The sequence below is a fragment of the Pedobacter sp. BAL39 genome (assembly GCF_000170795.1).
Lineage (GTDB): Bacteria > Bacteroidota > Bacteroidia > Sphingobacteriales > Sphingobacteriaceae > Pedobacter.
The window spans coordinates 43,773-67,934 of record NZ_ABCM01000026.1 but is presented as its reverse complement, the minus strand read 5'-3'; the positions used below and the strand labels follow the sequence as shown (position 1 = coordinate 67,934).

Annotated in this window: 23 protein-coding genes; 15 read left to right on the top strand and 8 right to left on the bottom strand. The window is 44.7% G+C overall.

The window, feature by feature from the left end; all coding sequences use genetic code 11:
- Positions 1-56: 56 nt before the first annotated feature.
- From PBAL39_RS22760 to PBAL39_RS22750, 3 genes are read right to left on the bottom strand one after another with little or no spacing between them, the layout of a single operon-like run.
- A complete protein-coding gene (locus PBAL39_RS22760; protein ID WP_008246101.1) occupies positions 57-1,430 on the bottom strand; it encodes an NAD-dependent succinate-semialdehyde dehydrogenase in 1,374 nt (457 codons plus the stop codon).
- A 25-nt stretch (positions 1,431-1,455) separates the two neighbouring features.
- A complete protein-coding gene (locus tag PBAL39_RS22755) occupies positions 1,456-2,100 on the bottom strand; it encodes a M23 family metallopeptidase (protein ID WP_008246099.1) in 645 nt (214 codons plus the stop codon).
- Between the two features lie 52 nt (positions 2,101-2,152).
- Positions 2,153-2,638 carry a DinB family protein gene (locus tag PBAL39_RS22750; RefSeq protein ID WP_039867499.1) on the bottom strand — a complete coding sequence of 162 codons (486 nt, stop codon included), beginning with the start codon at positions 2,636-2,638 and terminating at the stop codon, positions 2,153-2,155.
- A 272-nt stretch (positions 2,639-2,910) separates the two neighbouring features.
- On the opposite strand from PBAL39_RS22750, the gene PBAL39_RS22745 reads away from it, so the two are divergent.
- From PBAL39_RS22745 to PBAL39_RS22710, 8 genes are all read left to right on the top strand, one after another.
- Positions 2,911-4,410 (top strand): malate:quinone oxidoreductase, encoded by a 1,500-nt coding sequence (locus PBAL39_RS22745; protein WP_008246096.1) that lies wholly within the window; start codon positions 2,911-2,913, stop codon positions 4,408-4,410.
- A gap of 64 nt (positions 4,411-4,474) precedes the next feature.
- Positions 4,475-5,518, top strand: coding sequence for an NAD(P)-dependent alcohol dehydrogenase (locus PBAL39_RS22740; protein WP_008246095.1), 1,044 nt, complete (start codon positions 4,475-4,477; stop codon positions 5,516-5,518).
- Between the two features lie 295 nt (positions 5,519-5,813).
- Positions 5,814-8,249 (top strand): AsmA family protein, encoded by a 2,436-nt coding sequence (locus PBAL39_RS22735; RefSeq protein WP_008246094.1) that lies wholly within the window; start codon positions 5,814-5,816, stop codon positions 8,247-8,249.
- A gap of 313 nt (positions 8,250-8,562) precedes the next feature.
- Positions 8,563-9,597, top strand: coding sequence for a glutamate 5-kinase (proB, locus tag PBAL39_RS22730; RefSeq protein ID WP_008246093.1), 1,035 nt, complete (start codon positions 8,563-8,565; stop codon positions 9,595-9,597).
- A gap of 4 nt (positions 9,598-9,601) precedes the next feature.
- On the top strand, positions 9,602-10,852 hold the full coding sequence (locus PBAL39_RS22725; RefSeq protein ID WP_008246092.1) for a glutamate-5-semialdehyde dehydrogenase: 1,251 nt from the start codon (positions 9,602-9,604) through the stop codon (positions 10,850-10,852).
- Positions 10,853-11,004: 152 nt separating this feature from the next.
- Positions 11,005-12,099, top strand: a complete 1,095-nt coding sequence (locus tag PBAL39_RS22720) for an ATP-binding protein (RefSeq protein WP_232283001.1) — start codon at positions 11,005-11,007, stop codon at positions 12,097-12,099.
- Positions 12,100-12,127: 28 nt separating this feature from the next.
- Positions 12,128-12,565, top strand: coding sequence for a response regulator (locus tag PBAL39_RS22715; protein WP_008246088.1), 438 nt, complete (start codon positions 12,128-12,130; stop codon positions 12,563-12,565).
- 29 nt (positions 12,566-12,594) lie between these two features.
- Entirely contained in the window at positions 12,595-13,608 is a 1,014-nt protein-coding gene (locus tag PBAL39_RS22710; protein ID WP_008246087.1) for a LacI family DNA-binding transcriptional regulator, read from the top strand.
- Positions 13,609-13,619: 11 nt separating this feature from the next.
- Here the strand turns inward: PBAL39_RS22710 and PBAL39_RS22705 are convergent, their stop codons facing one another.
- On the bottom strand, positions 13,620-15,353 hold the full coding sequence (locus PBAL39_RS22705) for a phospho-sugar mutase (RefSeq protein WP_008246085.1): 1,734 nt from the start codon (positions 15,351-15,353) through the stop codon (positions 13,620-13,622).
- Positions 15,354-15,552: 199 nt separating this feature from the next.
- Here PBAL39_RS22705 and PBAL39_RS22700 point away from each other — a divergent pair, with 199 nt between their 5' ends.
- Positions 15,553-16,866, top strand: coding sequence for an aspartate kinase (locus PBAL39_RS22700; RefSeq protein WP_008246079.1), 1,314 nt, complete (start codon positions 15,553-15,555; stop codon positions 16,864-16,866).
- A gap of 7 nt (positions 16,867-16,873) precedes the next feature.
- Here PBAL39_RS22700 and PBAL39_RS25480 read toward each other — a convergent pair whose 3' ends face one another.
- Positions 16,874-17,050, bottom strand: a complete 177-nt coding sequence (locus PBAL39_RS25480) for a hypothetical protein (RefSeq protein ID WP_008246077.1) — start codon at positions 17,048-17,050, stop codon at positions 16,874-16,876.
- 1 nt (position 17,051) lies between these two features.
- On the opposite strand from PBAL39_RS25480, the gene lysA reads away from it, so the two are divergent.
- From lysA to PBAL39_RS22685, 3 genes are all read left to right on the top strand, one after another.
- Positions 17,052-18,206, top strand: a complete 1,155-nt coding sequence (gene lysA, locus PBAL39_RS22695) for a diaminopimelate decarboxylase (protein WP_008246076.1) — start codon at positions 17,052-17,054, stop codon at positions 18,204-18,206.
- Positions 18,207-18,245: 39 nt separating this feature from the next.
- The gene (locus tag PBAL39_RS22690; RefSeq protein WP_008246075.1) at positions 18,246-18,536 is read left to right on the top strand and encodes a hypothetical protein; all 291 of its coding nucleotides are present in this window, start codon (positions 18,246-18,248) and stop codon (positions 18,534-18,536) included.
- Positions 18,537-18,613: 77 nt separating this feature from the next.
- Positions 18,614-19,327, top strand: coding sequence for a hypothetical protein (locus tag PBAL39_RS22685; protein WP_008246074.1), 714 nt, complete (start codon positions 18,614-18,616; stop codon positions 19,325-19,327).
- Positions 19,328-19,412: 85 nt separating this feature from the next.
- On the opposite strand, the gene PBAL39_RS22680 is transcribed toward PBAL39_RS22685, so the two are convergent.
- Positions 19,413-19,796: an SRPBCC domain-containing protein gene (locus PBAL39_RS22680; RefSeq protein ID WP_039867517.1), complete on the bottom strand. Its 384-nt coding sequence runs from the start codon at positions 19,794-19,796 to the stop codon at positions 19,413-19,415.
- A 54-nt stretch (positions 19,797-19,850) separates the two neighbouring features.
- Positions 19,851-21,041: an acyl-CoA dehydrogenase family protein gene (locus PBAL39_RS22675; RefSeq protein ID WP_008246072.1), complete on the bottom strand. Its 1,191-nt coding sequence runs from the start codon at positions 21,039-21,041 to the stop codon at positions 19,851-19,853.
- 92 nt (positions 21,042-21,133) lie between these two features.
- Between PBAL39_RS22675 and PBAL39_RS22670 the strand changes: the two genes are divergently transcribed.
- Both PBAL39_RS22670 and PBAL39_RS22665 read left to right on the top strand, forming a co-directional pair.
- Positions 21,134-21,508 (top strand): dihydroneopterin aldolase, encoded by a 375-nt coding sequence (locus PBAL39_RS22670; RefSeq protein WP_008246071.1) that lies wholly within the window; start codon positions 21,134-21,136, stop codon positions 21,506-21,508.
- Positions 21,509-21,521: 13 nt separating this feature from the next.
- The gene (locus PBAL39_RS22665; RefSeq protein WP_008246070.1) at positions 21,522-22,922 is read left to right on the top strand and encodes an FAD-binding oxidoreductase; all 1,401 of its coding nucleotides are present in this window, start codon (positions 21,522-21,524) and stop codon (positions 22,920-22,922) included.
- Between the two features lie 104 nt (positions 22,923-23,026).
- On the opposite strand, the gene PBAL39_RS22660 is transcribed toward PBAL39_RS22665, so the two are convergent.
- Positions 23,027-23,527, bottom strand: coding sequence for a thioesterase family protein (locus PBAL39_RS22660; protein ID WP_008246068.1), 501 nt, complete (start codon positions 23,525-23,527; stop codon positions 23,027-23,029).
- A gap of 98 nt (positions 23,528-23,625) precedes the next feature.
- Between PBAL39_RS22660 and PBAL39_RS22655 the strand changes: the two genes are divergently transcribed.
- On the top strand, positions 23,626-24,060 hold the full coding sequence (locus tag PBAL39_RS22655; RefSeq protein ID WP_008246065.1) for an Hsp20/alpha crystallin family protein: 435 nt from the start codon (positions 23,626-23,628) through the stop codon (positions 24,058-24,060).
- The last annotated feature ends 102 nt before the right edge of the window (positions 24,061-24,162 follow it).

Genomic DNA, 24,162 nt, shown 5'->3' with positions numbered 1-24,162 from the left:
CCGTTAAGAGGATTACTATAAATAGTTAAGGGATTTACAATAAATAATTGACGGCCTTAAGGGACATATACAGTTTTGATATTTACAAATTCCTTAATGCCAAAAGCGCCAAGTTCTCTGCCATATCCGGACTGATTGATGCCTCCAAACGGCAATCTCGGGTCTGATTTCACCAGGCTGTTGACGAAACAAGATCCTGCCTGCAGCATGGTTGCAGCAATCTGTTCTCCGCGGGCAATGTCCTTCGTAAATACTGCTGCTCCCAAGCCAAAAGGACTGTCGTTCGCAATTTTTATCGCCTCTGCTTCATCCTTTGCGGAAATGATCAGCGCCACGGGGCCAAAGAGTTCCTCTTCATAAGCAGGCATACCCTTTTTGATGCTTTTGAGTATGGTAGGTTCATAGAATGCGTGTTTGCCTTTGAACTTCGGGATTTTTCCACCAAGAATACATTTTGCACCCGCCTTTATGTTGTCGAGCACCTGCTGGTGGAGCTCATCTCTCAGGTCTTTGCGCGCCATCGGTCCAAGGTCAGTCTTTTTATCAAATGGATCTCCGGTAACCTTCTCCTGCATTTTACTTTTGAAGATGCGGATGAAATCTTTTTCGACTTCCCTGACAACAATGAAACGTTTTGCAGCGATGCAGCTCTGCCCATTGTTGATCAGCCTGCTCTGTGCACAGACTGTCGCCGCCAGTTCCAGATCAGCATCGGCAAGTATAAGATAGGGGTCACTTCCGCCAAGTTCTAAAACGGTCTTCTTCAACCTGAAACCCGCTTCTTTAGCCACCTGCTGTCCGGCATTGGTACTGCCCGTCAGGGTAACCGCCTTTACATCAGGGTGGGCGATAACCTTGTTGACCAGTTTGCTGCTGATGAGCAGCACCCTGAATGTGTTTTTTGGAAATCCGGCATCGGCGATCAGGGCTTCGACCGCAAGCGCACATCCGGTTACATTGGAAGCGTGCTTCAGCAGTGCAACATTTCCTGCCATCAATGCCGGGGCTAGAAACCTGAACAATTGCCATAGTGGAAAATTCCAGGGCATAATGGCGAGTACGACGCCTAATGGCTGGTAGCTCACATAACTCTTTGATGCTTCGGTTGCGATCTGTTCATCTTCTAAGAAATCAACGGCATGATCCGCGTAATAATCACACACTGCAGCACACTTCTCAATTTCTGCTACGGCATCCTTCAATGGTTTACCCATTTCTTTGGCCATCAATACCGACAAAGGTACTTTGCGCTGCAACAATAGAGTAGACGCCTGCTTCATGAACGCGGACCTTTCTGTAAAAGCCGTTTCTTTCCAGGACAGCCAGGCTATATTTACTTTGTCAATTTTACGAAGGATCTCTTTTTGAGAGTCTTCTTTGTATGTTTTGATAATTTTTCCATTAACGGGATTGATTGACTGGAGGCTCATAACAACGTTTATGTGATAACACTTATCATGGCTTGAGGTTTTCCTTTATGAAAACTAAGGGGTTGTAAAATCTAAGGTTGAGCTGCTCTTTATTCATAGTCAACCAGCTGGCACAGCCATAGTCGTCAAAACGTTTACGGATCTCCAGGTGCAAATGGTGGTAATCGCCGCCATATTTCTTCGATTCCTGTACCGTAAACAACCTGGCAAGCTTGACATTTTCATTTACCTGCTGACCAGGAGATACATATACTTCTTTGAGGTGTTTATAAGAACTGAATACAGTATTGCCATCTTTCAACTGATGTCTGACGACTACCGTTTTTTGGTTTTCGCCCAGATGAATGGAGCATACTATGCCCTTCGCCATGGCATAAACACCTACCAGCTTTCCTTCAGGCTTCGAGGGATTCATGTCTACAGCAGTGTGGATATGCCCCTTATAAAAGCTGTCGCGATGATCCCCAAAAATGCTCACCACACGGATCTGTCTGGGGTCTTTACGATTTGCTACCTTAAATGGAAGAAACCAATTTTCAGCAGTGGCCCCCGGGGCTGTATTGATGTAATAAGGCTTCCACCTATCTTTGTCATTCTCAATTGTGGGTGGTGAAAATGGCTTAAAGAAAAGAAACAACAGGACATTGAACGAGAGTACTTTGGCTAACATGCAGAATGAAGTTAAATGATGGATGATAGGTTAATAAACGTTTACAATGTGATTATAGTGTAGATGGAATTCCCTGAATCCTCTTCAACGCCAACAGATAGCCAAAATGACTGCCTTCATGAAATGGTAAAAAATAGATGGCTTCATCCATGGAATTCAGCGCTACGCCATACCTGCTCGTCCATGCACTATAATTATCAAATTTTTTCGCAGTTACATCCAGCTCCAGTTGCTCGATGGTGCTGATGAAATGTGCAAAGATGTAGTCAATTTTTTCTTTAGATATCGGTCCGGAAGGTTTGGAGCCTGGCTTGTAGTTTTCAATAAATTCCATGCTGACCAGGGGAGGCTGACCCGCACGTAGATAACAGATGCCCTGTTGTGCGGCGATCAGGTGGCCCACATTCCAGATGATGTTATTGTTGAAGCCTTCCGGAATGAAATTTAGCTGTTCTTCGGTAAGTCCTTCTACAAGTTTAAGGATGGTCTGTCGAATCTTTTTTACGGTGAGTATCTGGTTGGATATGGTATCGGTCATGATGTAGGGATAAAAGATCAATAAATTTTATGTTAGCTAAAATAGGTGTTAATTTTTATGAAAATGAAACGTTTTTTGAAAATCGCGACTTCATTTTTAAAAATAAATAAGTTCGCTTTTTGGTCGCCAGCGCCATCTATTGCAGTTCTTTGTCAAACTTATATCAGACTTTCGCCGGCCGATAGGTTTTCCGGTAACAATTAATAAAAACCCTGAATTTTTGGAGTATTATTTGTTAATGTATTGTATTTTTGCACAAAAATTCAGATTAAATGACTCGTACGAATAGTAATTCAGAAAAAACGACGGATGTAGTGTTGATTGGAGCAGGTATCATGAGCGCAACTTTAGGGATGTTGCTGAAAAAACTGCAGCCTGATATTACCATTGAGATTTTTGAAAGACTAGATGTGGCAGCAGCGGAAAGCTCTGATGCATGGAACAATGCCGGTACAGGACACTCGGCATTTTGTGAACTGAACTACACGCCGCAGATGCCGGATGGTTCCGTAGAAACTAAAAAGGCCGTTGCCATTGCAGAGTCCTTTGAGGTATCCAAACAATTCTGGTCCTTTTTAATTGAAGAAAAACTCATCACTGATCCGGATACTTTCATAAAGAGCATTCCCCACATCAGCTTTGTATGGGGTGATGAAAACGTGAATTTTTTACGCCAGCGTTATGATAAGCTGAGTAGCTGTCATCTTTTCAAAGGGATGACTTATTCTGAAGATCCTGCAGTATTAAAGGGATGGATGCCGTTGGTCATGGACCAGAGAGCGGCCGATGAAAAGGTTGCTGCCACCCGCATGATGTTGGGGACAGACGTCAACTTTGGTGCGTTGACACGCATGATGTTCAATTATCTACAGCAGGACGACCGTGTGACGATGCACTTCAATCATGAGGTGAAAAAACTAAAAAAGAAAAACGGCCTTTGGGAGATCAAAGTTAAAGATGACAACAGTGGCAATAAACGTATCGTCAAAGCCAAATTTGTTTTCATTGGTGCTGGTGGGGGATCATTGCCTTTGCTAGAGAAATCTGATATCCCTGAAGGAAAGGGCTTCGGAGGTTTCCCGGTAAGCGGGCAGTGGCTGAAATGTATCAATCCTGAGGTGATCGAAAGACACGATGCCAAGGTATATGGAAAAGCTTCTGTTGGTGCACCACCAATGTCGGTACCACATCTGGACACCCGGATGATCGATGGCAAAAAGGCCTTACTTTTCGGTCCGTATGCCGGCTTCTCTACCCGTTTCCTAAAACATGGCTCGCTGTTGGACTTACCGCTATCGATTAAAGTCAATAACATACGTCCAATGATTTCTGCGGGGCTCGACAACCTTCCGCTAACCAAATACCTGATCAACCAGGTGAGACAATCACCTGACGACCGCATGGAGGCATTAAGGGAATACCTGCCGACAGCGAAAATTGAAGACTGGGAACTGGAGACCGCCGGGCAGCGTGTCCAGGTGATCAAAAAAGATGAAAAGCACGGAGGGATTCTGGAGTTCGGTACGGAAGTAGTTACTGCCGCAGATGGATCCATAGCTGCCTTGCTGGGTGCATCACCTGGTGCATCAACTGCCGTTTCCATCATGATCACTCTGCTGGAACGTTGTTTCGGTGACGAGTTGAAAACTGCGGACTGGCAGACGAAGCTGAAACAGATGATCCCTTCATATGGTCATACACTGGCTACTGACGAAGAATTGCTGAATGAAATCAGGTCAAATACCACATCAGTGTTAAAATTGAAATCATAAGCTTAAAAAAAGCAAACTTTTTGGTTGTTTTGATGATTATAACTATTCATATAAATCCATCAGAATGACTCAAGTAAAATCTTACGCGGCGCATCAGGCAGACAAGCCACTTGCGCCGTTTCAAATTGACCGTCGCGAGCCTGGCGCCGGCGATGTAGAAATAGAAATCCTTTATTGCGGTGTTTGTCACTCCGACATCCACACCGCAAGAAATGAATGGGGCGGAACCCAATACCCTGTTGTTCCCGGCCATGAAATCGTAGGAAAGGTCACCCGCGTCGGAAATGAAGTTTCAAAATTCAAAATAGGTGACACCGTTGGTGTAGGCTGTTTCGTTGATTCCTGCGGACATTGTGATAGCTGCAAGGATCACCAGGAGCAGTATTGCGAAAATGGGCATACACAGACCTACAATTCGCTTTCGCAAGACAAGAAAACAATTACATATGGTGGTTATTCCAGTCACATTGTGGTCACCCAGGACTTTGTTTTGAGCGTCTCTGATAAACTTCCACTGGAGAAAGTGGCACCTTTGCTTTGCGCGGGCATCACCACTTACTCACCTTTGAAATACTGGGGTGTGAAGGCCGGCGACAAGGTTGCTGTTGTCGGACTAGGGGGATTAGGACACATGGCTGTTAAACTCGCTGCTTCAATGGGTGCTGAGGTGACCATGTTGAGCCGTTCGCCTAAAAAAGCCAAAGATGCAAAGGAGCTTGGTGCCCATCATTTTGCACTGACTACTGAGAAAGAAACCATGGAAGGCCTTGCCAATACTTTCAATTTTATCATTGATACAGTATCCGCAGAACATGATTACAATGAGTACCTTAAGTTGTTGCGTACGAATGGCGTAATGGTGCTGCTGGGAATTCCTCCAACTCCAAGTGACGTACAGGCGGTACACCTGGTAATGGGACGCCGTAGTCTGGTAGGTTCTTTAGTGGGAGGTATTAAAGAAACTCAGGAGATGCTGGATTACTGTGCAGAACATAACATTACATCTGATGTAGAGATGATCCGCATGGATCAGATCAACGAAGCTTATGAACGTACACTGAATGGCGATGTTCATTACCGTTTCGTGGTGGATATGAAATCTCTTTAACTACTCAGAAACCCGCAACGCTGGTTGGTTAAACTGAGAAAGAGCTGATTGTCGGAAGACAATCAGCTCTTTTGTTTCGGGCCGAATCCTGATCAAGGACAAACTCGTTTATATCTCGTAAGTAGATAGCTGGTTCGAAATAATTGGATAGTTGAAAGGTATTAACTAGATGGTTGAGTCCCAATAATTGGAGAACTGATCCGGTAAGGATCGCCGCATTGGGACTGGCAGCAAATCTGGCCTGATAAATGCTATTTAAATAATTCATCTCACCCCATTTACTTTAATTTAGATTATGCCTCGGTGGACAAAGATTATACTCTGGATATTTGCAGGTCTGGTTGGCCTGGTGTTTCTTGTTTTTGCGGGTCTAGCATTTTATGTAAACACGCATAAGAAAGACCTATTGGTCAGCATCACCAAACAACTCAACAAAAACCTCAATGGCAGCCTGACCATCGGAAGTATGGACCCAACCTTTCTGGGTGGGTTCCCCCGTGTTTCACTGAACCTTAAAAATGTGGTCATGAAAGATAGCTTGTGGGCAAACCATCACCACACATTGCTGGAGGCCAAGAATTTTGATGTTTCTGTGAATCCCCTGGCGCTGTTGAGCGGTACCATCGAAATTCGCAAAGTGGGCATCAACGACGCTACCATTTATCTATATACCGACACCAATGGCTATAGCAATACCTCCATTTTCAGGAAGAAAGATAAAAAGAAAAAGCCGGAGGCCGAAGAGGGCGGATCTGCTGCCGAGGTGAAAAAGTTTTCACTGGCGCGTGTCAATTTCGTGCTGGACAATCAGAAAGGGCATAAACTGTTTCAATTTGCTGTCGAAGAGCTTAAGGGAGATATGGACTATGGCTGGTCGGGATGGCAAGCTGACCTTAAATTGAAAACGATGGTGAAGAGCCTGGCCTTCAATACCCGCAGGGGAAGTTTCATCAAAGACAAATTGCTGGAGGGACCTTTCAAAATTAGCTTCGATGAAGATAAGGGTTTGATCAAGGTGAGTCCTAACCGCCTGAATATCGGTAAAGACCCTTTTATCATTGGGGCACAGTTTGACACCAGTAAAGAGAATACAGAGTTTACCATCAACATTCAGGCACCGGGGATACGCTGGAAGAATGCCGCTGCACTGCTGGCCCCAAACATCACCGAGAAGCTCAATATGTTTAACCTGGAGAAACCTATTGACGTGACCTGTGTGCTGTCCGGAAACATGGGCCCTGGTGGTGATCCTTCGATTGAGGTAAAGGCGAATGTGAAAGACAATGTGCTGGTTACTGTAGGAGGGAAGGTGGAGCACTGTAACTTCACAGGAGTTTTTACCAATAACTACATGAATGGGAAAGGATATACCGATGCCAATTCAGCGATTAAGTTATATAAGTTTGAGGGCAGCTATACGGATATCCCATTTTCAATTGATACAGCTTTCGTGGTGAACCTCGAACAGCCTGTGGCAACGGGAGTGTTCCGGTCTAAATTTGACATTTCAAAACTGAATAAAGCCATTGGCGAAGAAACACTGAAATTTAATAAAGGGCAGGCAGATGTGAAACTCTCGTATACGGCTGATATTGTCGATTTTAAGCTCAATAAGCCATTGTTAAAGGGTGTGGTAGACATCAGTAATGCCGACATTAGTTATGTGCCGAGAAAGCTTAATTTTAAGAATAGTGCGATCTCACTGAACTTTACCAGTACCGATTTATTTATCCGTAACATCAGGCTGCAAAGTGGAAAAAGCGTGGTGTATATGGATGGGAGCATTAAGAACTTTCTAAATCTTTATTACAATGCACCGGAAAAAATCCTGCTGAGCTGGCAGGTACGCAGTCCGGAACTGCACCTTGGAGAATTCCTTGGCTTTCTGTCCAGCAGGAAACCACAGCGTAAGGCAAAGAAAGGCTCTAAAAAGACGACATTGTCCGAAGACCTCAATAATGTTTTCGAACGCAGTATGGTCGATATGCACCTGAGGGTAAATAAGGTTTACTACAATAAATTCGCGGCGTCCGATGCAACCGCCGACTTGTTTCTTTCGGAAAATGGCATCGCGTTGAAGAACATCAGTGTGAAACATGGAGGTGGCTCATTGAAGCTGAACGGCAACATTTCACAGCAGGGATCTGTGAATCATTTCAACATCAATACCACCATCAGCAATGTAAATATCAGTAACTTCTTTTACTCTTTTGAGAACTTCGGACTGAAAAGCATCACTTCAAAAAACCTGAAAGGTTTTCTTTTCTCAAAAACAAATATGGCCGGCAGCATTACCGATCAGGGCAAGCTGGTATCCCGATCCCTGCGTGGGAACATCATTTTTGATGTCAAAAAAGGCGCACTGCTGAACTTTGACCCGATCAAGAATGTAGGTAAATTTGCTTTCCCTTTCCGCAACCTGGATGAGATCACATTTGAAAACCTGAATGGTAAGTTTGATGTACGTGGGGAGAAGGTCACCATCAATCCGATGCAGATCAACTCCAGTCTACTCAATATGGACGTCGCCGGGGTATACTCCATGGGCACGGGCACAAACATCATGGTTGATGTCCCTTTACGAAATCCGAAAAAGGATGAAGACCTCACCGACAAAAAGGAAATCAGGGAACGTAGAATGAAGGGGATTGTGCTGCACCTGCTGGCCACGGATGGCGAAGATGGGAAGATCAAAATCAAGCTCAGCAAAAACCGGACTAAGACAAAGTAGTACATTACTGAAAGGCAAAGTAATATAACCGCAATGGTGCTTGACTTCTAATGCTGATGACTTCTGATGTAAGCAGTTCTTATGGTGCTGATGACCGCTGCTGTTGTCAGCTTTTGTGATGCTGATTAAAAATTTATATTTTCGGCTTTCTCCTGATTACTATCGTAATTTTGTGTTCACATCAAAACTGATGAATTCTTATCAGTATCCGACAGGGAGCACCCTTGTCGGAAGGTGTCCGAAGTTTCGATTTTGAAAACGGGAAAAGATCATCAACCATTAGTACCGGGCAACCGATTAAGACCAAACCAAAATGAATAAGCCGATCCTTGTTTTAAAATTAGGCACCGCATCAATTACCACCGCAGGTGGTGAGCTGGATGAAGCGGTGATCAGCGACGTCAGCCGACAGGTTGCCGAACTTGCTAAAACGCATCACCTCATCCTGGTATCCTCCGGCGCCGTAGCTGCAGGAAAAAAATACCTGAAGAATTACAAAGGAAAGATCTCAGAGCGAAAAGCCGCAGCATCAATAGGAAATCCTTTATTACTCAATATCTACGCAAAACATTTTCTTCCACACGGCATTAAGATTGCCCAGAGCCTATGTGAAAGGCAACACTTTTCTAACCGCACTCAATTTCTCCAATTGAAGCAGACTTATGAAGAACTTTGGAAAAACGAAATTATTCCCATTGCAAATGAAAATGATGTGGTGAGCGACCTGGAATTGAAGTTTTCTGATAATGACGAACTTGCTACACTGCTGGGTGTCGGTTTTGGCGCCTCGGTCATCTTGCTGGGCACTTCTGTTCCTGGGGTGCTCGACAAAGAAGGAAAGGTGGTCCCAAGAATTGAAACCATCAACAATGAAATCTTCTCTCTTGCGGACAAGAATAAATCAGACCTGGGGCTGGGAGGGATGATCTCCAAGCTTACCTTCGCCCACCTCGCGGCAACCATGGGCATCAAGGTCGTGATCTTTGGAGCACGTACCCCAAATGGTATCCTTGAAGCCCTACAGGAGAAAACCGGTACGGTATGTGTGCCTAAGGTCTGCTCTGTATCTGCAAGGAATAAATGGCTGGCCAGCGGCAGCCTTGTCACGGGTCGCCTGATGGTCGATGATGGGGCCTGTGATGCCGTGCGAAAGCGCAGTAGCCTGCTTGCAGTCGGGGTCATTGAGGTCATCGAACGTTTTTCGGAAGGAGAAATCTTTGAGATTGTCGATGAACGCCAGCACATCGTGGCAGTCGCCCGCTCAAGGACCTCTTCTGAAGTCATTACCAGCAATACCAAACAAAGAAACCTGGAAATCGCCAACGCCAGCGATATCGTCATATTATAAGCCCATGGAAGCCATTCAACAACAACTGATCAATGCACAGCAAGCGAAATCTTCTATTGCCTCTCTGAGTGACGAAGGAAAGCAAAAGCTATTGAGAAGACTATCGGCAGTAATTCTTGAAAATACGGATACCATCATCGCGGAAAATCTTAAAGATCTGGAGAAGATGGCAGATGCCGATCCCAAGAAAGACCGTTTGCTATTAAATGTCCAACGGATAAAAGGGCTTGCGGAGAGCCTGAATGATGTGGCCGCATTGCCAGATCCTGCGAATCGTACGCTTTCTGCATCAACCATGCCGAATGGGCTTTTCATCGAGAAAAAAACGGTGGCGCTGGGGGTCGTTGGCGTCATTTATGAATCCCGGCCCAATGTAACCATAGATGTTGCCGCCCTGTGCATCCGCTCGGGCAATGTATCCTTGCTTCGCGGGGGACAGGATGCCTTCCATACCAATTCCTGCCTCGTTGGGCTCATCCAGGATGTGTTGCTGGAGTCTGGTCTGGATGGGAATGTGGTGCAGCAGCTGCCGGCCGACAGGAAATATATCCTGGACATTCTTCAGGCGGTAAAATACATCGATGTGATTATTCCAAGAGGCTCCAATGAGCTGATCAGCTTTGTGCGGACGCATGCCATGGTCCCAGTTATTGAAACCGGTGCCGGTGTATGTCATACCTATGTAGAGGAAACTGCAGACATCACAAATGCTGCAGCCATCATCGTGAATGCAAAAGTATCCCGCCCGTCGGTGTGTAACGCCCTGGATACCGTGCTGGTAGACAGGTCTGTTGCTACGGTGTTGCTGACGGAACTGGCACCACGGCTGTCGGCATACCAGGTGGAGATCTTTGCTGATGCTACCGCTTTTGAGATCCTTGATCAGTTGGAGTATAAGTATTTGCAGGCGGCCAGTCCGGAAGACTACGGGCGTGAGTTTCTGGACTTCAAATGTTCTGTAAAGGTGGTTGATACTTTTGAGGAAGTGCTTACCCACATTGCGGCCTATTCATCAAAACACTCTGAGGCTATCCTTACTGAAGATAGGGAAAAAACGGAGCAGTTTCTCAATGATGTGGATGCTGCGGTCGTATATGTGAACGCTTCTACCCGTTTTACCGATGGGCAGGTTTTTGGCCTGGGAGCCGAGATTGGTATTTCCACGCAAAAGCTGCATGCGCGGGGACCTTTTGCATTAGAGAAGCTGGTGACCGAAAAGTGGATTGTGAGGGGACAGGGGCAGATTCGTGGCTAATACAATTCCCTTAAATTCCCCAGATGGGGGAAGAAGAAGGACAAAAATATGTTCCTGAGTTTTCAGATTCGCGTTCATAGGTGTCAATATCCTCTTTCGGATGCTATGGCTTGACTTTTGACTAATCCCGGTTACTCAAATGGCCATGTCGGATGCACAATAACTTAACCGAATATCAATCTATATTCCACAAAATGGTGGGCGAGATGGAAGATTGCGCCCTATTCTTTCTGGATGTACAGGGTAATGTTGGCAGCTGGAACAAAGGCGCGGAAATGATTAAAGGTTATACGGCTGCAGAGGTGATCGGCACCAGCTTCAGACGCTTTTATACCGCTGAAGGCATTGCACGCGGTCTTCCTGATCAGATGATCGAAGAGGCCAGAAGAAACGGCACTGCAAGGCAGTCCGGTTGGCGTGTCAAAAAAGACGGCAACCTGTTTTGGGCACAGGTCACCCTCTCTGCCATGCACGATGAAGAAGGGAAGTTGATCGGATTTTCTAAGTTCACCAGGGACATGACTGAAAAAATGAGTATTGAGAAAGCACTCAATGAATATGCCCGTGAACTGGAATTTAAAAATAAGGAGCTGGAACAGTTCGTTTATATTGCTTCACATGACCTTCAGGAGCCACTGCTGACAGTCCGCAATTTTGTGGACTTACTGAAGGATGAGTATGGATCTGTGTTTGATGAAAATGCAGAGCTTTACCTCACTTTCATTAATCAGTCGACCGAGCGGATGAGAAACCTGATCAAGGGACTGCTGGATTACTCCCGCCTGGGGGGCAACCAGCCAAAAAAACAAATCGACCTCAATGCGATAATCGACGGGGTCAGGCATGATCTTTATACCCAGATTGAGTCTTCTGGAGCACGCATTTTTTGCCAGGAGCTGCCCCTCATCAGAGGGCATGAAACTGCCATTCGACAGCTTTTCCAAAACCTGCTCAGCAACTCGTTAAAATTCAGGAAGGTTGGTGTTCCCCCGGAGATCCACATTTCTGCACAGCAAGATGGGGAGTTCTGGAAGTTTGAGGTCCGCGACAATGGCATCGGGATAGAAGAGCGCTTTACGGAGAAAATCTTCGCCATCTTCCAGCGCCTGCACAGTCATTCTGAATATGAGGGACACGGCATCGGGCTGTCGCACTGCAAGAAGATTGTAGAGATGCACAGTGGTGAGATCTATGTCAAGTCCCTGATCGGCGAAGGAAGCTGTTTTTATTTCACTATTAAAATCTAATCACCCATATCATAATCCAATTTTCTACATGAAAAAATTCAAAGACCTTGATTGTGTCTTGCTTGTCGATGACGACATCCCTACAAATTTCATCCATACTAAGGTTGTTAAAAATGCTAAACTCCAGGTAGACATCCTGGCAATCACCTCTGCGAGGGAAGCGCTGGATTATCTCACGTTCTCAGGTAAATATGAGGCTGACGATGTGGGGCGGAGGCCTGGTATCATCTTTCTGGACATCAATATGCCGGGAATGAGTGGATGGGATTTTATGGAAGAATACGGTAGAATTGACGCGGTGCTTAAAAAGAGGACGATCGTCATTATGCTGACTACCAGCATGAACCCTGACGATGAATCTTTAGCGGCGACAAACTGCGAAATTGTAAATTATTTGCACAAACCTCTTAATGAAGACGCATTAATGAAAATTGCAGGCAAGTATTTTGAGGAGATTAGCAATTAATTATATAGATTGGCTGTAAATTATTTGAAATGAAAGCTCCATCTATTAAGGATATTGCAAAAAAGGCCGAAGTATCAATAACGACCGTGTCATTTATCTTGAATGGTAAGGCAGAGAAAATGCGCATCAGCAAGGATGTCATTAAACGTGTGCAGGACATTATTCAGGAGTTTGGATTCAAGCCTAACCAAGTTGCCAGAAGCCTTAGAACAGGAAATACAAAGACCATCGGATTGATTGTTGAGGACATATCCAACCCATTTTTCTCTGGTATCGCCAGACGTATCGAGGACAAAGCCTATAAAAAAGGATACAAAATCAGTTACTCCAGCACAGAGAATGATGCTGTAAAAGCGAGGGAGCTGATCGAAATGTTTAAGTCGCGCAAGGTGGATGCCTACATCATCGCTCCCGTTCCGGGAATTGAGGAAGACATCAAACAGTTGCTTGCCGACAAGATCCCGGTAGTGATATTTGACCGGAACCTTCCTGAAATGGACGTAAATTACGTTGTCGTGGATAACTTTAAGGGTGCTTATTCTGCTACCGAGTACCTCATCAAAAAAGGAAAGAAAAATATTGCCTACGTGACCGTAGATGTGGATGTAGACCAGATCAACAACCGTTTCCTAGGTTATGAACATGCGTTGTTGGACCATCAGATCAAACCCGATCCGAAGAACCTCATCAAAATCCCCTTCGGCAGTTCCGAAGAGGAGACCAACGTCCTGTTGAAAGATCTTTTTGTCAACAACCCGGACATTGATGCCGTATTTTTCAGTACCAACTACCTTGCCGTACGTGGTTTGTTTTGCCTGAAAGAAATGAATAAAACGATTGATCAGGACTTTAACGTCGTTGCTTATGATGATCAGGATGTGTTCCGGATCCATACTCCACCAATCAGTGTAGTAGATCAACCCGTAGAAGAGATCGCTGAGAAGATTATTGACATCATTCTGAACGAGCTCTCCAGGGATAAGAATTTACCTAAGTCGGAGATCAGTAAAGTAGTACTGCCGACGAAGTTTATTGAAAGATGATTTAGAGGTTTTTAAACCTCTAAATCATGCATGACTGATTTAACCTTTTCGCCAAGTCTGGCCTCTTCTGCCTTGAAATCATTTTTATCATTCAACGGCGTATTTACACTGCAGTAGAATTTAATCTTTGGCTCGGTACCTGAAGGCCTTGCCGATACAATGCTGCCATCTTCGGTGATAAATTGCAGTACATCTGATTTTGGAAAAGGCAGCTCTGTTTTGTTGCCTGTTTTCAAGTCTGTCTCCACACCTAGTTCGTAATCCTTCAATGTCGCTACCGGAGAGCCTCCCAATGTTGCAGGTGGGTTGTTCCTGAATTTCTCCATCATGGCTTTGATTTCTTCAGCACCGGTTTTTCCTTTTTTGGTAATGGATACGAGCTCTTCCTTATACAGGCCGTATTCGGTGTACATATTCAATAGTGCGTCGTACAGGCTGCTGCCTTTATCTTTATAGAAAGCGGTCATCTCTGCAATGAAGGCACATGAAATGACAGCATCCTTATCCCTTACCAGTTCGCCGATCAGGTAACCGTAGCTTTCCTCACCACCGCCGATAAAGGTCTTTTTGCCCTGAAGGCTGGTGATCAGCTGGCCGATGAACTTAAATCCGGTCAGCGTATTGTAATAGGTTACATTTTTAGCTTTTGCAATTTCCTCAATCAGGTTGGTGGTGACAATGGTCTTAACGATATATTGTTCTCCGTTGAGTTTTCCTTTTTCCTCCCATGCACTCAGCAGGTAATTGATCAGGAGGGCACCCGTTTGGTTACCGTTCAGCAACACAAACTGACCATCATTGTTTTTGACGGCAATACCCACCCGGTCAGCATCCGGATCAGTTGCGAGTACAAGGTCGGCATCAATCTCTTCTGCTTTTTTCAAAGCAAGTGTCAAAGCTTCTTTTTCTTCAGGATTCGGGTAAACTACCGTAGGGAAGTTGCCATCCGGGGTACTCTGCTCTTCAACCAAAGTCACATTTGTAAATCCAAATTGCTCCAATGCTTTTGGAACCAGGGTGATGCCCGTTCCGTGGATCGGAGAGAAAACAATCTTAAGGTCTTTCTGGCGCTGGATCGCTTCCGGAGAAACCGACAGCGCTGTGATTTTATCCAGGTAAGATTTGTCGATGTCCGAACCTATTAAAGATACATTACCTTCAATGCGATCAAATTTCACTTCATCGATGCTTTTGATTGCTGCAACTTCATCCATGACCATGACGTCATCAGGAGCAGTAAATTGACCCCCATCAGCGCCATAAGCTTTATATCCATTGTATTCTTTAGGGTTATGAGAAGCGGTAAGCATGACACCACTGCGGCAGCCCAGTTCACGGATGGCAAAAGAAAGCTCCGGTGTTGGCCTCAGGGCCTCAAAGAAGTACACATGAATGCCATTTGCAGAGAATACATCTGCAGTAACCTTCGCGAAGTAATCGGAGTTGTTGCGACTGTCATGGGCGATGGCCACCTTCACTTGTTCCCCAGAATACTTTTTCAGCAGGTAGTTTGCCAGACCCTGGGTAGCGGTACCAATGGTGTACTTGTTGATCCTGTTGGATCCTGCACCCATGATTCCCCTTAAACCGCCCGTACCAAACTCAAGGCTCCTGTAGAAGGAGTCGGTAAGCTCGGTAAATGCTTCTGCATCTAATAATTTCTGAATTTCTTGTTTGGTGGTGTCGTCGTAATTGCCTTCAAGCCATTGATTAATGGTAGCTAAGGTCGCTGCTTCTAATTGCATAGGTTCGATTTATAACTATTGATATTTGCTGGACTAAACAAAAAAACGCCTGTTCTGTTTGGAAAGGGCAGGTTAATTTGAATGATTCCAAATTTTATTTTGTCTATTTGGTAATTATTGTCGGCGATTTATTTAATTTCACGCCTGAATACAAGTATAGAACCAATTTATCAAAATATAAAATTCTTACATCAATTAAATGAAGATATTAAAGTTTGGAGGAACTTCTGTCGGAAGCCCTGAGCGCATGAAAAAGTTGCTGGATATCATTAATCCAGCCGAGGAGCAAATTGTGGTTTTGTCGGCCGTGTCTGGCACCACCAATAGTTTAGTGGAGATTTCAAGCAAACTTTTAAAGGAAGATAAACAGGTTGCCTTAGATTTGATCAAGGCATTGCACGGAAAATATAATGAATTTGTAGCGGAGCTATTGCCAGAGGACGAGTTTCGTGAGCAGGGACAGGAAGTGGTAGATTATCATTTCGGTTTCCTCAGCACCTTGTCAAATGATCTTTTTACTCCGGTAGAGGAGAAGGTGGTATTGGCACAGGGAGAGCTGTTGTCTACTACCTTATATCATATCTATCTGAAGTCAATTGGCGTAGCATCTGTACTGTTGCCGGCATTGGATTTTATGAAAATTGATGAAGACAATGAGCCTGATGTCCCATTCAGTACTGCTCATTTACAACCGTTATTAGAGAAGCATAAAGACAATAAACTTTTCATCACACAGGGTTTCATCTGCAGAAACAGCTTCGGCGAGGTAGATAACCTGCGCAGAGGTGGAAGTGATTATACCGCATCGCTGATTGGGGCGGCTATTCTGGCTGAGGAAGTTCAGATCTGGACCGACATCGATGGGATGCACAACAACGATCCGCGGATCGTGAAAGGCACGAAACCCATTGCGCAGCTTTCATTTGATGAAGCAGCGGAGCTTGCGTACTTTGGTGCCAAGATCCTGCATCCGCAGTCGGTATTCCCTGCGCAGAAATACAAGATCCCGGTAAGGTTGCTGAACACGATGGAGCCTGCAGCAGCAGGAACCTTGATTTCTGCAGAAAGTGAAAAAGGCAAAATCAAGTCAATCGCAGCCAAGGATGGCATTACAGCCATCAAGATCCAGTCGAGCAGGATGCTGCTGGCTTACGGTTTCCTGAGAAGGGTGTTTGAAATCTTTGAGCGTTATAAAACGCCGATCGACATGATCACGACTTCTGAGGTTGCAGTTTCCCTGACGATAGATTTTACCGATAACCTGGATAAGATTGTAGAGGAATTACATTCGTTCGGCTCCGTAGAAATTGATAGCGACCAGTCTATTGTATGTGTGGTTGGAGATTTCAGTGCACAAACACATGGTTATGCTGCCCGTGTACTGGATGCGATCAAACACATTCCGGTGCGCATGATTTCTTATGGCGGAAGTAACTATAACATCTCCCTGCTGATCAACACAGGAAATAAGACAGAAGCATTAAAGAGCCTTCACAACAGGTTGTTTGAATAAAAAATGATCATCGTTTTTTGATCCATACCAGGATGAAAATGATGATGGCAAGGAGTATGATAAAGAGTCTTATTCTTCTATCGTACTCCTTTCTGCTGATCTTCTGGTTTTTATAGTCTATATAATTGCCGAAGTAGATCAGTCCGAAAACCAGAATACAGAATATAATCAGATACTTAAACATTATGTTTTCCGATAAAGAGATATCACGTTTTGCAAAGTTAGAAACACCATTTTATTATTATGACCTTGCATTACTGCAAAATACTTTGAGCAACTGTTCAGCTGCTGCTAAGGTATATAATTTTCATGTGCACTACGCCATGAAAGCAAACTTCAACCCACGTGTACTGGAAATGATCAAGGCTACAGGTTTTGGTGCAGACTGTGTAAGTGGTGGCGAGGTGAAGCGTGCGGTAGAAGTAGGATTTAATCACCAGCAGATTGTTTTTGCCGGCGTGGGTAAATCTGACCGCGAGATCAATGATGCGCTGGATCAGCAGATCTTTTGTTTCAATGTTGAATCGATCCAGGAGCTGGAGGTGATCAACGAGCTTGCCGGTTTAAAAAATACGAAGGCAAAAGTAGCGATACGCATCAATCCGAACGTAGACGCCCACACCCACCATAACATCACTACTGGTCTTGATGAGAACAAGTTTGGCATCAATTCCTGGGATCTCCCGCAGTGCGCAGAGGTTTTGAAGCAGTCGGAAAACCTTGAATTTATCGGTGTGCATTTTCATATCGGTTCTCAGATCACCAGCATGGATGTGTTCAAAAACCTATGTGTGCGTGTTAATGAGTTTGCAGCCTGGTTTGAGGAACGTGGGTTCATCGTAAAGGTGCTGAATGTAGGCGGCGGACTTGGTATTGATTACCATAACCCTGAGCAGCAGATCCCTGATTTTGAAGCTTATTTTAAGGTGTACCATGATTTTCTTGAAGTTAGATCCAACCAGGAAGTTCATTTTGAACTGGGACGTGCGCTGGTAGGTCAGTGTGCTTCACTGATCAGCAAGGTGCTGTATGTGAAGAATGGTAAGAAGAAAAATTTCATTGTGCTTGATGCTGGGATGACAGAACTGATGAGACCGGCACTTTATCAGGCATACCATCAGATTGATCATTTGTCTGGTTCCAAATCAGCAGAGGGAGTGAAGTATGATGTGGTAGGCCCGATTTGCGAAAGTACCGACTGTTTCGGCAAGGAGGTGGCATTGCCGGAGACTTTCCGCGGAGACCTGATCGCTTTGCGCAGTGCCGGTGCGTATGGAGAGGTGATGGCTTCTCATTATAACCTACGTGAAGGCATTGTATCTGTGTATAGCGAAGACTAAAATCACATATCATTCATACACCTAAAAAAGAATAACCCAATGAAATTCCTGAAGGCGATCATGATTATCTTATTGAGCATACTGATCAGTGTGGCTGCAGTATATGTTTATGAATCTGATAACTGGCAGCGTGAGCTGATGGCAACACGCATCGGCATTCCGGCGGGGATCATTTCCGGGGTAATCTTTTTGATTTTAAACATGTATGCCCTGGCTGCCAGAGATTTAAAAATGAGGCTTCTCTTACAGGTGTTGAGTTTTCTGCTGATTGTGGCCATCACCACTGCCGTGATGATGAAAGCTATTTTCTGGGTCTATAATCCTGTTTAGTTGCAGGTGTGGCATTTCTATTGCTGAAGAATTGCTTTAAGAACCCTGAAAAATCATCTTTATTATTAGTTCTCTGCATGAAAAACAAAAGAAACTTATTACTGCTTAGTGCGATACTCCTGGCAGGCTGCACTTCAAAAAAACTTGACCTGTCAACAATCAGCTATAATGAAAATGCAGGTTCCTACCTGGATGGGCTGAAGTATTACAAAAAAACAGATCAACAGGGACATTATACCATCAAAGGAAACGGAGAAGATGTTTCCCTGGTTTTGAAGGATGATGGTGAGCGCCTGGTGAATTATGTTTTTATGGAGGGTACAGCGAATGAAGTTAACTATGGCGGACTTCCCATCAGCGAGGTGCTCGGTGCTGCGGTTTCGGTGTATGAAGACAAGGTCGCTTATTTCCATGCCGTGGTGCAGCCAGACCATTCTCTGGAGTTGTTTGAATCCATGAAGAAGTTGCTCGGACAGCCTACGGAAATTATCAACGATACTGTACAGTTCGACAAGGCACATCCGACGCCTGCACAGTCGGAGCTGCTTAAAAAGCTGCCGGATCTTACTAAGCCCGTTACCGATGAGGAACTTGGTGATGAGCGTTTATCGTATCCACAACGTATCATTTGGCTGAAAGGAGAGGTGATCCACATGTTGACACTGGAAGCCGTAGATGCGAAAGTAAGTAATCAGATCATGGCGATTACCAAAAAAGCTTTTAAAGATCGGGTGATCGTTGGTTTTCACGTTCCTGATCAGGATCCGATCCTTGGTAAATACCTGAAGTAAAAACAGCATTTTTTAAAGCAAAAAACCTCAGACTTTTACCAAAGTCTGAGGTTTTTTTTGTATTGGATAATTAATTACGTTTCCGCTATTCTTCCTCAAAGAAATCAATCAGTCCGCCGAAGTAATGCTCGGTTAGGCCAGCGGTGAAGTCGTCATAGTCTTCTTCCGGGATGTTCGTCTGGTTAAACTCCAGTGAAGTTCCTTTTTTATCTTCATGCAGTTTGATGGTGACGATAGAAGGTTCGTTCTCTTCTCCGAAATACCATTGCTGAACAATTTTCTTTCCGTATTCAAATTCCAGGTTTTTGCCAACGATGTCGCCATCCCAGAAAGAAAACTCAGTATTGGGCTCTTCCGTAAATTCTACTTCTGCACCGGTCCACAACTGGATGCTCTGGGCCTTTGTCATTGCCCAGTAGACCTCTTCGGGAGGAGCCGGCAGCTGATAATATTTTTTAAAAGTTTTCATTGTGATAATTTTCTTCATTCAGATGATATCAACCTAAAAGGTTGACTTATTGCGCTATTTAAAAGCATTAAGGCCAGTAACATCCATTCCCGTAATCAGGAGGTGGATGTCGTGCGTGCCTTCGTAAGTGACCACAGATTCCAGGTTCATCATGTGGCGCATAATGGAATATTCGCCCGTGATGCCCATGCCACCCAGCATCTGCCTGGCATTGCGGGCGACATCTAGGGCAAGCTCCACACTGTTTCTTTTGGCCATGGAGATCTGTTCAGCAGAGGCCCGGTTTTCAGATTTGAGTACCCCAAGGCGCCATACCAGCAGTTGTGCTTTGGTGATTTCAGTGATCATCTCCGCCAGTTTTTTTTGCTGTAATTGAAAACCTGCAATGGGTTTCCCGAACTGCACCCGCTCTTTTGAATAACGTAACGCCGTATCATAACAATCCATGGCAGCGCCGAGAGCACCCCAGGCGATGCCATAACGCGCCTGGTTAAGACATCCTAGCGGTCCTTTCAGTCCCATGATGTCCGGGAATATATTGGCTTTTGGCACCTTAACATTGTCGAACACCAATTCACCTGTGGCCGATGCACGCAGGCTCCATTTGTTGTGGGTTTCGGGCGTGCTGAAACCTTCCATTCCACGTTCCACAATCAGTCCGCGGATCTTACCATTTTCATCTCTCGCCCATACCACTGCTATATCTGAAAAGGGCGCATTGGAAATCCACATCTTGGCGCCATTAAGCAGGTAATGGTCACCCTGATCTTTGATGTTGGTGACCATGCCTCCCGGATTCGAACCATGATCTGGTTCTGTAAGTCCAAAGCAGCCCATCAATTCGCCGGTAGCGAGTTTAGGAAGGAATTTTCTACGTTGTTCTTCAGTGCCGTAGGTGTAAATCGGGTACATCACCAGAGAACCCTGAACCGACGCTGTGGAGCGGATTCCTGAGTCACCGCGCTCAATTTCCTGCATGAGGATTCCGTACGCAATGTAATCCAGGCCGGCGCCACCATATTCCACAGGAATGGTAGGTCCGAAGGCGCCAATTTCACCGAGACCTTTGATGAGGTGCTTCGGGAACTCAGCACGTTGCGCGAAATCTTCAATCACTGGGCTGACTTCCTGTTTGACCCATTCTCTTGCCGAGGAGCGGATCAACTTGTGTTCTTCGGTCAGCAGTTCATCCAATAAGTAATAATCAGGAGCTTCGTAAAGATCCTTCCTGGTAGATTTATTCATCGCTTAACAGTATCTGGTGGTGATGTTCCTATCAAAGGTAATAATTTAGGGGAAGGGCTGGTTATAACGGTTCAAAAATTTAATTTTGTAAGATGAAGCCTGTAAAAAGCTATATCCAAACCGTCGCCCTAAAAGATGTGAAATGTTTCGCCCTCCACGGATATTATCCTGAGGAACAGCTGACAGGAATTTATTTTATGGTTGATGTAACCGTTACTTTTGTACATCAGGGGGATACGGAGAACCTCGACCATACCGTAAACTATGAGGTGTTGAACACGATCATTCTTGAGGAGATGGCCAATACTCAGAAGATGCTGGAAACGGTGGTAAGGAATATTCTGGACCGGGTAATTGAAAATTATCCTTTTATCCTCAGGGGAGAGGCAGGTATCAGAAAGATGAACCCGCCGATGCCGGGAGAGATCGGACATTCCTTAGTTCAATTGAGTTACAAGGCTGATTAATCGAAATAAGACCATGATGCAGTACCAGAAGATTACCCCCATCTTTTTAGAGAAGATAAAAGCGATTGTTGGCGCGGACGCCGTGTTTACTGATGAAGAAACATTGATCAATTATAACCATGATGAGACAGAAGACCTGAAGTACAATCCTGAGGTGGTCGTCAAGCCTAAAAATGCACAGGAGATTTCCGGTTTGCTGAAGCTTTGTAATGAGGCAATGGTGCCGCTTACACCAAGAGGAGGAGGTACCGGCCTCAGTGGAGGCGCCTTGCCGGTATTTGGTGGTGTGTTGCTGTCCATGGAAAAATTCAAAGCAATTTTATCCATTGATACAGAGAATCTGCAGGCGACTGTAGAGCCCGGTGTGATCACTGAGGAATTTATAAATGCCGTTGCTGCGCATGGTCTGCTGTATCCTGTAGATCCATCCAGCAAAGGTTCCTGTTTTATTGGCGGGAATGTAGCTCACGGTTCCGGCGGACCGAGGGTGGTGAAATATGGTACCATTAGGGAGTATATCCTGAACCTGGAGGTGGTATTGCCGACCGGTGAGGTCATCTGGACAGGTGCAAATACCTTAAAATATGCATCAGGATATAACCTGACGCAACTGATGATCGGCTCCGAGGGAACCCTTGGTGTCGTTACTAAAATTGTCACCAAGCTTGTTCCTAAATCTCAACATAGCGTACTAATGTTGGGCTCCTTTGCGGAAAATGAAAGTGCCTGTGCAGCGGTGTCGGCAATTTTCCGTGCGGGTGTTACACCATCTGCCCTGGAATTCATGGAGCGAAGGGGGGTGGAGTGGGTGATCCGCTTTGATGACATTAAGTTTGATCTCAAAGATGGTGTAAATGCATTTTTGATGATTGAGTTTGATGGTGATGATCTGGATGTGATTTTTAAGGATTGCGAACGTGTTAATGCTGTACTGGAGGCTCAAGGCTGTACGGAAGTTTTGTTTGCGGATACGGCGCAGCAGAAGGAGGAGCTTTGGCGCATGAGAAGAACCATGGCGGAATCTGTAAAGTCCAATTCGGTATACAAAGAAGAAGATACGGTGGTGCCGAGAGCTGCGCTTCCCAAGCTGATCAACGGAATCAAGGAGATTGGCGGCAGATATGGTTTTGAGAGTGTTTGTTATGGCCATGCCGGCGACGGTAACCTCCATGTCAACATTATAAAAGCGGGGATGAGTGATGAGGACTGGAAAAATAAGCTGAAGGACGGTATCAAGGAGATTTTTGAGCTGACCAGTGCATTGGGGGGTACCATTTCCGGTGAACACGGCATTGGGCTGGTGCAAAAAGAATTCATGCCGATTAAATATAGTGAGGTTCATCTGAACCTGATGCGGAGCATTAAGCAGGCTTTTGATCCTCAGGGAATCCTGAATCCTGGAAAAATATTTTAATATCTTATTAGATTTGAATGGAGTGACGAAGGCACTCCATTTTTAATGCCTGATCATACATCGTGTTGCAGCGGTTTAAGCGATACCTGTTTGTAGACGGGCTTTTAGATCACTGGCGTTTCTTCCAGCTGTTCAAATACCTGCATTTTGTTTCTTTCCCTTTCCGGGATATTCGTTGGCGATTTGCTCTGGTAATCGTAAGCTACACATACGGTCGATCCTTTGCTGCAAACAACTTCCTTTCCCAATTGCATTTTTACAAGCAGGTATTCCAGGTCAAAACTTGTTTTTCCTATTCTTGAAGTCCGCACATACATGTTGATTTGTTCTCCGGGCAGTACCGGTAAGATGTAGCTGATTTCCGCTTTGGCAATCACAACTCCTGTCTTCTTCCAATCCCAGTCGATGGCCAGTTTCCAGTATTTTTCTCTGGCAATCTCCATAAATGTAAAGTAGGTCGCATTATTCACGTGACCCATCATATCGAAATCAGCAAACCTGGTCTCTATAACCGTTTTATACTTAAAACTGCCTAAATCTCCGGATGAAGCTGTCTTTTTGTCTTGTTGTTTTTGTTTTGAGTGCCAAAATGTCTTGAAAATCATAAATTATTCGGTTGGTATGAGTGTTGATTAGGCTGTTGTATAGAAATTAAAAAAATAAAATCATTAAAACTTTAAAATAACAATAGGAGAAATAAGCAATGACACTAGTAAAATTTAACAACAGAACAAGAAACACTGCACCTTATTTTAACAACGTATTTGACTCTTTGTTTAGCGAAGCGATCAATAAAAATCTGACCGTAAACAAAGTTCCGGGTGTGAATATTTTGGAAAGTGCTACCGATTATAAGATCGAAGTTGCAGCTCCGGGATTGAGTAAGGAAGATTTTCAAATCAACGTGAAGAAAGATACACTTTCTGTTTGGGCGGAGAAAAAAGAAGTAGCCACAGAAGATAAGAAAGATTATACCAGGAGAGAGTTTGATTACTTCTCATTTGCGAGGTCTTTTGTATTGCCTGAGAGTGTAGATGCAGATAAAATTACTGCTGAGTATGTGAATGGTATCCTGAACATCAGCATCGGCAAAAAAGATGAATCTCAGTCGTCCACAAAAGAAATTAAAGTTTCTTAATCAGAGGATGAGCTGAAGGACGCTGGACCCAGCGCCTGAAAAAATAAGTTTTCGTAATAGGTTTGATTTAAGGTGATAGGGGTGCTTCGAAAGAGGTGCCTC

Coding starts and splice junctions, on each gene's coding strand:
- PBAL39_RS22760 (WP_008246101.1), bottom strand. CDS start 1,430: ATGAGCCTCCAGTCAATCAATCCCGTTAATGGAAAAATTATCAAAACA.
- PBAL39_RS22755 (WP_008246099.1), bottom strand. CDS start 2,100: ATGTTAGCCAAAGTACTCTCGTTCAATGTCCTGTTGTTTCTTTTCTTT.
- PBAL39_RS22750 (WP_039867499.1), bottom strand. CDS start 2,638: ATGACCGATACCATATCCAACCAGATACTCACCGTAAAAAAGATTCGA.
- PBAL39_RS22745 (WP_008246096.1), top strand. CDS start 2,911: ATGACTCGTACGAATAGTAATTCAGAAAAAACGACGGATGTAGTGTTG.
- PBAL39_RS22740 (WP_008246095.1), top strand. CDS start 4,475: ATGACTCAAGTAAAATCTTACGCGGCGCATCAGGCAGACAAGCCACTT.
- PBAL39_RS22735 (WP_008246094.1), top strand. CDS start 5,814: ATGCCTCGGTGGACAAAGATTATACTCTGGATATTTGCAGGTCTGGTT.
- proB (WP_008246093.1), top strand. CDS start 8,563: ATGAATAAGCCGATCCTTGTTTTAAAATTAGGCACCGCATCAATTACC.
- PBAL39_RS22725 (WP_008246092.1), top strand. CDS start 9,602: ATGGAAGCCATTCAACAACAACTGATCAATGCACAGCAAGCGAAATCT.
- PBAL39_RS22720 (WP_232283001.1), top strand. CDS start 11,005: ATGCACAATAACTTAACCGAATATCAATCTATATTCCACAAAATGGTG.
- PBAL39_RS22715 (WP_008246088.1), top strand. CDS start 12,128: ATGAAAAAATTCAAAGACCTTGATTGTGTCTTGCTTGTCGATGACGAC.
- PBAL39_RS22710 (WP_008246087.1), top strand. CDS start 12,595: ATGAAAGCTCCATCTATTAAGGATATTGCAAAAAAGGCCGAAGTATCA.
- PBAL39_RS22705 (WP_008246085.1), bottom strand. CDS start 15,353: ATGCAATTAGAAGCAGCGACCTTAGCTACCATTAATCAATGGCTTGAA.
- PBAL39_RS22700 (WP_008246079.1), top strand. CDS start 15,553: ATGAAGATATTAAAGTTTGGAGGAACTTCTGTCGGAAGCCCTGAGCGC.
- PBAL39_RS25480 (WP_008246077.1), bottom strand. CDS start 17,050: ATGTTTAAGTATCTGATTATATTCTGTATTCTGGTTTTCGGACTGATC.
- lysA (WP_008246076.1), top strand. CDS start 17,052: ATGTTTTCCGATAAAGAGATATCACGTTTTGCAAAGTTAGAAACACCA.
- PBAL39_RS22690 (WP_008246075.1), top strand. CDS start 18,246: ATGAAATTCCTGAAGGCGATCATGATTATCTTATTGAGCATACTGATC.
- PBAL39_RS22685 (WP_008246074.1), top strand. CDS start 18,614: ATGAAAAACAAAAGAAACTTATTACTGCTTAGTGCGATACTCCTGGCA.
- PBAL39_RS22680 (WP_039867517.1), bottom strand. CDS start 19,796: ATGAAAACTTTTAAAAAATATTATCAGCTGCCGGCTCCTCCCGAAGAG.
- PBAL39_RS22675 (WP_008246072.1), bottom strand. CDS start 21,041: ATGAATAAATCTACCAGGAAGGATCTTTACGAAGCTCCTGATTATTAC.
- PBAL39_RS22670 (WP_008246071.1), top strand. CDS start 21,134: ATGAAGCCTGTAAAAAGCTATATCCAAACCGTCGCCCTAAAAGATGTG.
- PBAL39_RS22665 (WP_008246070.1), top strand. CDS start 21,522: ATGATGCAGTACCAGAAGATTACCCCCATCTTTTTAGAGAAGATAAAA.
- PBAL39_RS22660 (WP_008246068.1), bottom strand. CDS start 23,527: ATGATTTTCAAGACATTTTGGCACTCAAAACAAAAACAACAAGACAAA.
- PBAL39_RS22655 (WP_008246065.1), top strand. CDS start 23,626: ATGACACTAGTAAAATTTAACAACAGAACAAGAAACACTGCACCTTAT.